This window comes from Mycobacterium sp. TH-M25 (genome assembly GCF_057473665.1).
Genome location: NZ_JBYCLA010000604.1, coordinates 1 through 7,259, shown reverse-complemented (window position 1 = coordinate 7,259; position 7,259 = coordinate 1). Strand labels below are relative to the sequence as shown.

At 63.2% G+C, this 7,259-nt stretch carries 6 protein-coding genes and 1 pseudogene; 5 read left to right on the top strand and 2 right to left on the bottom strand.

What is annotated here, in order from left to right; genetic code table 11:
* The 3 genes and pseudogenes from AC2VOU_RS20105 to AC2VOU_RS20095 all read left to right on the top strand — a co-directional run.
* A partial coding sequence (locus tag AC2VOU_RS20105; protein ID WP_486958945.1) for an IS630 family transposase occupies positions 1–1,053 on the top strand: 1,053 nt, incomplete at its 5' end.
* 113 nt (positions 1,054–1,166) lie between these two features.
* Positions 1,167–2,198 (top strand): annotated as a pseudogene (locus AC2VOU_RS20100) (S1 family peptidase).
* Positions 2,199–2,370: 172 nt separating this feature from the next.
* Entirely contained in the window at positions 2,371–4,299 is a 1,929-nt protein-coding gene (locus AC2VOU_RS20095; RefSeq protein ID WP_486958944.1) for a serine/threonine-protein kinase, read from the top strand.
* A gap of 42 nt (positions 4,300–4,341) precedes the next feature.
* Here the strand turns inward: AC2VOU_RS20095 and AC2VOU_RS20090 are convergent, their stop codons facing one another.
* Positions 4,342–4,734, bottom strand: coding sequence for a DUF898 family protein (locus AC2VOU_RS20090; protein WP_486958943.1), 393 nt, complete (start codon positions 4,732–4,734; stop codon positions 4,342–4,344).
* Between the two features lie 400 nt (positions 4,735–5,134).
* On the opposite strand from AC2VOU_RS20090, the gene AC2VOU_RS20085 reads away from it, so the two are divergent.
* The gene (locus tag AC2VOU_RS20085) at positions 5,135–5,593 is read left to right on the top strand and encodes a hypothetical protein (protein ID WP_486958942.1); all 459 of its coding nucleotides are present in this window, start codon (positions 5,135–5,137) and stop codon (positions 5,591–5,593) included.
* A gap of 167 nt (positions 5,594–5,760) precedes the next feature.
* Here AC2VOU_RS20085 and AC2VOU_RS20080 read toward each other — a convergent pair whose 3' ends face one another.
* Positions 5,761–6,189 (bottom strand): NUDIX hydrolase, encoded by a 429-nt coding sequence (locus AC2VOU_RS20080; protein WP_486958941.1) that lies wholly within the window; start codon positions 6,187–6,189, stop codon positions 5,761–5,763.
* A gap of 93 nt (positions 6,190–6,282) precedes the next feature.
* Here AC2VOU_RS20080 and AC2VOU_RS20075 point away from each other — a divergent pair, with 93 nt between their 5' ends.
* Complete coding sequence (locus tag AC2VOU_RS20075; protein WP_486958940.1) at positions 6,283–7,062, top strand: GntR family transcriptional regulator; 780 nt, start codon at positions 6,283–6,285, stop codon at positions 7,060–7,062.
* Positions 7,063–7,259: the final 197 nt, after the last annotated feature.

Here is a 7,259-nt window from a genome sequence, read left to right as displayed (position 1 = left end):
CGTGACGGCGACCGGGGCCGGCTGGAGGCGTTGACACGGGCATCCTCGGCGCCGGCGGGGTTGGCCACCAGGGCGCAGATCGTGTTGTTAGCCGCTGACGGTGTGGCCAACACCGATATCGCCGATCGGACCGGCACCTCGCGGCCGACGGTGCTCAAGTGGCGCAGCCGCTATAGCGAGGCCGGTGTTGACGGGCTCGATGATGATCCGCGTCCGGGTCGTGCTCCGGTGATCGACGAGGTCGCGGTGCTGGCTGAGACGTTGGCCGACAAGGGAAGACCGCCCGCTCAGCTCGGGGTGACGCATTGGTCGAGCAGGTTGATGGCCGACCGGTTGAACATCTCGTTTGCCTCGGTGGCCCGGATTTGGCGTAAGTGGGGTATCCAGCCGCACCGGGTGGAGACGTTTAAGTTCTCCACCGACCCGGAGTTGCAGGCCAAGCTGCGTGATGTGGTCGGGTTGTATCTGGATCCGCCCGCGGGTGCGGTAGTGGTCAGCGTCGATGAGAAGTCCCAGATCCAGGCGCTGGATCGCACCCAGCCGATCCTGCCGCTGCGCCAGGGCATCCCCGAACAGCAGACCCACGACTACATCCGCAACGGCACCACGAGCCTGTTCGCCGCACTGGAAGTGGCCACCGGCAAGATCACCGCCGACGCCTGCTACCCGCGCCACACCCACGCTGAGTTTTTGGCCTTCCTCAAACTCGTCGCCAAAGCCCACCCGCGGGTGCGGCTCTGCGTGATCTGCGACAACTACGCCACCCACAAACACCCCGCCGTGCGTGGCTGGCTGAACAAAAACCCGCGTATCACACTGCATTTCACGCCGACCAGTTGCTCCTGGCTGAACATGGTCGAGATCTTCTTCGGCATCATCACCCGCCAAGCCATCCGCCGCGGCACCTTCACCGACGTCACCGACCTCCAAACCGCGATCCGCACCTACATCGACAACTACAACCAGGGCGCCAAACCGTTCACCTGGACCAAGACCGCCGACGAACTCCTCGACAACATCAAACGTAAACTAACCAACAACACGCGACACTAGCGTCATGGACCATGCCACACGTCAGCGCTGACGACGAGGAATCCGCAACGCCAAGGCAGCCCACGCCTGCTGACCTAAAGCCCGGCACTTCCGCATGGCGTGTGAACGTGGGGATGCGCGCCCACCAGTTCTTCGGGTTGATCCACGACCCCGCCATGGCGGAGGCGATCGGAAAGCCCGAACCTCCCCCTGGCGATCCAGCCGGCGGGCCGCCCAAGACCGTGCCCTTTGAACCGTGGTCAGTTGCCGACTTCTCGAAATACCTGCACAGCCTCGGCCTCCCAGCCGCCGGCGAGGCGGTTACTCTTCACCGACTCCTGAGTGCGATGGAACGCGCCGGGCTGCTGCTGCCGCTCGGCTGGAACCCGCAAATGCCGATCATGGGTCAGCAGTACATCTCCCAGGGGGGCGCCTCGAAGGGACAGCTCGGCGGCAATCTGTGGCTGTCCGAGGTGTTCGGTGCTGAACTCATCATCCCGAGCTACAACGCGGTAACGCTTCAACTCACCGGTCACGATGACAAGGGCAACCCGGTCGACAGCTGGGGCACCGGCCTCGTCGTCGACCAGAGCCACGTCATTACCAACAAGCACGTCCTGACCGGACTCGCAGGCAGCAGCTCTGGCCTGTCCATCTACCCGTCTGCGTCACGCAACCATTCCGGCGCGGCACAGGTCAGCTGCTCGGGAACCGCTCTCGCGCACGCCACGCTCGACGTCGCCGTGATCGAGTTCGACATGCCCGATGGCAAATACCTGCCGTGACTCGCCGGCATGGCGTTCCGGGATCCAGACTGGGCCGACGAGGTCTATGTATTCGGCTATCCGCGGGTGCCGATGACGGCCGAGATGGCAATCACGGTGCAGCGCGGAGAAGTCGTCAACCCGGGAGCAGCAACCATCCCCGACCGCCAGAAGATCTTCCTGTACTCGGCCATCGCGCGGCCGGGCAACAGCGGTGGTCCGATCGTCGCGCAGGACGGCCGAGTGATCGGCCTGGTGGTCGAGGACTGTGCGGAATCGCCGTCGACGGATGCCGGACCGGCCGCGGCGCCGTTTTATCGCGGTATCCCTTCGAGCGAAGTAATCCGGGCGCTCGACGAACTTGGCTTCGGCGGCATCATCGAGATGGACACGGTGCGGTAACTGGCCTGAGCACACCGAACACTCCGCACACGCGAGGCGACGGTAGCCAGCCAAACCGGACCCTCACACAACAGCGCCGCAACCCGCGGGAACTTCGCCTGGGCAGTGGAGCGCAGCGCATAATGCCCTTCGTGTGTTTCTCACTTTCAGGAGGCTGGGCGGGTGATCGGACGTGACGGAGCCAACGGTCAGCGCCGACACGTCAGGCTCGCGCGTAGGTTCGCTCTTCGGCCACTACGTGCTGAAGCGACTTTTGGGCCGCGGCGGATTCGGCGAGGTGTACGAGGCCGAAGACACCGTGATGAACCGCGTTGTCGCTTTAAAGCTGATCGCAACCGCGTACTCGCACAACGAGATGTTCAGGCAACGGCTGGAGCGAGAAGCACACACCGCCGGTCGGCTGCATGAGCCACATGTCGTCCCCATCCACGGGTGCGGGGAGATCGACGGGCAGCTCTACATCGACATGCGGCTCATCGAGGGCACCGATCTGCAGGCCGTGTTGGCCCACACCGGGCCGCTGAGTCCACCGCGGGCGGTGGCGATTGTGCGGCAGATCGCCTCAGCGCTGGATGCCGCTCACGCCGATGCGGTGATCCACCGCGATGTCAAACCGGCCAACATTCTGCTTACCGGTGATGACTTCGCCTGCCTGGTCGACTTCGGCCTGGCCAATGCCGCCAACGACGCGAAGCTGACCAGTACCGGCACCACCATCGGGACGTTTGCCTACATGTCCCCCGAGCGACTTGGCAACGGCGAAGTAACGCATCGCGCCGACATTTACGCCTTGGCGTGTGTGCTGTATGAATGCCTGACCGGGTCACCGCCCTACCCAGCAGGCGACCTGCCCGCTCTGATCACGGCTCACCTGACTGCGCCCATCCCGCACCCCAGCCAGCACCGGCCACAGCTGCCGGTCGGCTTCGATGACGTCATCGCGCGTGGCATGGCCAAAAACCCACAGGATCGCTACGCCAGTGCCGGGGGACTGGCCGCCGCCGCGCACGACGTCCTGACCACACCGGACCAAGACCACGTCGACACCATCCTGGCCAGCACCCAGGTCGCAGCCGCGCCTGAGCGAAACCAATGCCCCACCGAAGTCGAGAGCTCCAAAGCGCCATCTTTTCCGGCTAGCGCGGCAACCGGAACCCCTCGGTCGCATGCCAAAGCGTCTTCCCTAGCCGAACGCGTTAACCAGCCCGGGTATCGTCCTCTGGACGCCCCGAACCGGGTATCCGCCCGCGGATCGCTGCTGCGGTGGGTGGGCCGCCACAAGGTAATTGCGCTAACCGCTGGCGCCCTTATCGTCATTCTGGGCATCGTTGGAAATCAGTCAGCCCGCCAACCAACGGCACCGCAACACGCACCGCAGCCGCCCAGCCCGTCCTCATCGCCACCGCACCTTACCGGGCCTCAGCCGACAACCGTTCAGCAGTTGTGCGCTATGCAAGCCTGGCCGCGTCCCGTACCGGCGGTTGCTGGCGTAATCCTTGATGACGCAGGAGCTCTCGACTGCTGGGACAATCTAAAGGCCATCGCCCCCGACGGCCACGACGTCATGAACGACAAGGCAGGCAGCGGGACATACAGGATCACCGATGTTTCCCCTGCACCTGGCACCCTCATTGGAAGCAACGATGGGGTAACCGTGCACGTCGTTCCGATTAACCCAGTAGCCGGTCCACCAGCGTTTAATCCGTGTGATTGGGTAACGGCCGACAAGGCCGCGACGTTCCTCGGCGTATCATCCGTCTCCACCGAAGCCGCGGACGACGAGGCGGGCGCAGCCGAGCCATTTTGTACTTACAGTTCGGGCTCGCAGTTAGTGACATCACAACTGAACCTTCCGGCTAGCTTCACGGTCGATGCGCATACAGAACTGAATATGAATATGGCCGCCGGAGATTGGAGCGAGGTGGGCGGGTTGCCTGGCCGCGCCTACTGTTCCACCAGGCAGAGCGATGGGAAAAGATCGACAACCCTGTTGGTGCTTCTCAACGGTAATCGGCTGTATCAAGCGCTCGGCTGGAACGGACAGTCTTGCGACACGCTAAAGCAATTCGCGCAGGCGGCGATCTCCAGCATCCGCCCGTAAGCCAAAGTGGCCTTGCGGAATTACCCGGATCTCTGGACCGGCTCACGCCGGGGTGTGCTGCGCCCAGGAGGTGTGCTCCCACTTCCACCGAGTGAGGCGCGGCCCAACCCAGAACCCGTAGATTCCGAGTGTGATGATGATCAAGATCAGCCACTTCAACCACGAGCCGAATAACCCCCAAGCACTTCCGTTGAACGCGAGTTGTCGGCCTTCTATGTAGGAGTGCTTGGCGCGCCACCGTTCCCGCAACACGAGGCCAAACGGGTAACAGATTCCCAGCGTGAACACCGTGATGAGCAAGGCGAGTACCGCAGTGCCAACGTAAGTGGCGGCTCCGCCGTCGAAGGCGAACTCGTGCGTCTGGGCTCGTTTCGGTACCACATTCGCGGCATGGCGCTGCGGCGCCGGGTGAAGATTGGGAGGCTCAGCAGGCACAGGTTCCCATGGTTGCGGCGCAGGTATGGGTGGTGTTGTCATAAGCTCTCTCCGTTCTACGCAGATCGGGGCATCGTGCCGCAGCATAGTGGTCGGGGGCAGACCTTCGCGGCAAGGACGAGGTTATTTGCATGAGTCGGGCAAACAACGATCCTGTTCCCGCCGCAGCGGTATACGTCATTGAGCACGATTCCACGGGCCAATCCGACGTTCGAGTCGAGCTTCAATGCGACCTTTCCGACGACGAAGACTTGCCAGGTGCAGGTGGGCGCAGTCGGGTGGCGTCTCCCGGACAATTTCCTTGCGGCCACTCATCCAACCGTGTAGATATATTGCCGTGCGAGGAATTACGGCAGCGGTTGTCGCGGGTCTTTCCGTTTTCGCGGCGGCGTGTGGATCGGTGGCAACGGCCAGGGCGGACGTTCAATGCACCGGCGCACAAGGACCGAACCCGGCAGAGCCGGAGTTCTATCAAGAGCAGTACAACCCGTCTGTTGCTGATCAGTTAACACAAGATTTGCAGACGTATAACGCCGCGGTTGCTTCCGGTGACCCGCAGCAGATCGGACAGGCAGCGGGGACCCTTTACAGCGAAATATCCACCTACCCCATGATGTTCAGCACCCAGACACCGTTCGGGTGCTACAACCCGTTGGTCCTCACAAACCTGCAGCAGCCCACCAACGCCTTCGCCACCACCCTTGACAACATCACCAGCGCGGCGGCGAGCATCGACGGGAAAACCCCGAATGACGTACCGGGCCTCGTCTCACAGGCTGAGCCCCAGGAGACGGCATACATCAACGCGCTGAACGCCTATGCCTCCCAGTTCGGCGGAGAACAAGTGCCACAGAACTGACGGGGAGAGGGGATTGCGCTTCGATGCGGCTTGACGTACCTACAGCCCTTCGGACGGTCTCCCGCAAGTCGCCATACCCGGCGTGCAGCCCGACTCGGGGTTGCGGCGAGTTACCGTAGCCGCCCGTCGACAACGGCGGCCTGCACCACGTCGAACAACCGTGAGATCTAACCCGATACAAGATTGACCCCATTGTGGGCCCGCGAATGGACGCGGTCGCCGAGTGCGTCCAGAACCCGAACCGCGAAGGCCGGATCCATCGCCGACTCAACCTCATCCCTTGTCATCCACCGGACCTCGCGAGCCTCGGTGGTCGGGTGCACATCTCCGTCGACGGCATGGCAACGGTAGACGAGCGCAACAATCCCATGAGTGAGATTCTTGTACACCCCGGTAAGGCGCTCCACCTCCACAGTCAGCCCGGTCTCTTCCAGCACCTCGCGCCGCACGCCATCCTCGAACGATTCGTCGAGTTCTAGCACTCCCCCGGGCGCTTCCCAGTGGCCGTTGTCATCGCGCCGGATCACCAGAACGCGGCCGTCCTCGCGCACGACGATGCCGGCCACACTGACCGAATGTTTGGGCATGGTTGGCATTGCTGGGCCTCCCTTGTTAGACGCCGTCAGGCGTGACACCGACGGACTCGTTCTATAGGCTAGTCGTCTAGACGTGTCAGGGAAGGTCCACGGGTGCTGGAACTTGGACAGATCGACCGCGCAGCGGACACGCCGCCGTACCGGCAGATCGCGGGCATGTTGCGGCAGGCGATCCACGCCGACCGACTCACCGCCGGGGAGCGGCTGCCGTCGGAGACCGCACTGATCGAGCACTTCGGCGTAGCCCGCATGACCGTGCGGCAGGCCGTCCAAGAGCTTCGCGCCGAAGGGCTCGTCGTCTCGGAACACGGCCGCGGCGTTTTCGTGCGGCCAACTCCCCCGATCCGACGCTTGGCATCGGATCGCTTCGCCCGGGAACATCGCGCCGAGGGCAAAGCGGCTTTCAGCGTCGAAGCGGAGAAGTCCGGTTACGCACCGCAAGTCGACAACATCGCGGTAGGACGCCAAAAACCGGATTCGGTTGTGGCTGAGCGGCTTCGCATACCGACCGACCAAGAAGTCGTGGTCCGGTCAAGACGTTATCTAGCCAACGGCCGGCCGGTCGAGACCGCAGTGTCGTACATACCAGCAGCGTTCGCCGACGGCACCCAGATCGAACAGGTCGACACAGGCCCCGGCGGCATCTACGCCCGCCTGGAAGACAACGGCCACACGCTGGCCCGCTTCACCGAGGAAGTCGGCGCCCGGATGCCCACGCCCGAGGAACGCCGGCAGCTGGAGCTCGGACCGGGTGTTCCGGTGCTGACGGTCGTCCGCACCGCATACGACACCAATGACGTGGCCGTCGAAGTCTGCGACACGGTGAAGGTCGCCTCCGCCTACCTGCTCGAATACGACTTCTCCGCCCGCTGAGCCACGAAACCTTTCCGAATCTGGCCATAACCGTTGAAGTCCTCTAGACGACTATGTATCTTGAACTTGTCTAGAGCAGTTTCAACACAGAAAGGCCGAACATGTCCGTACCGAAGTGGCTCAAAGTGCCCCACCAGCAGGTTTTCCCCCACAAAGCGTTCCTGGTCTCCGACGTGACAGCCGTGATCGACTACGAC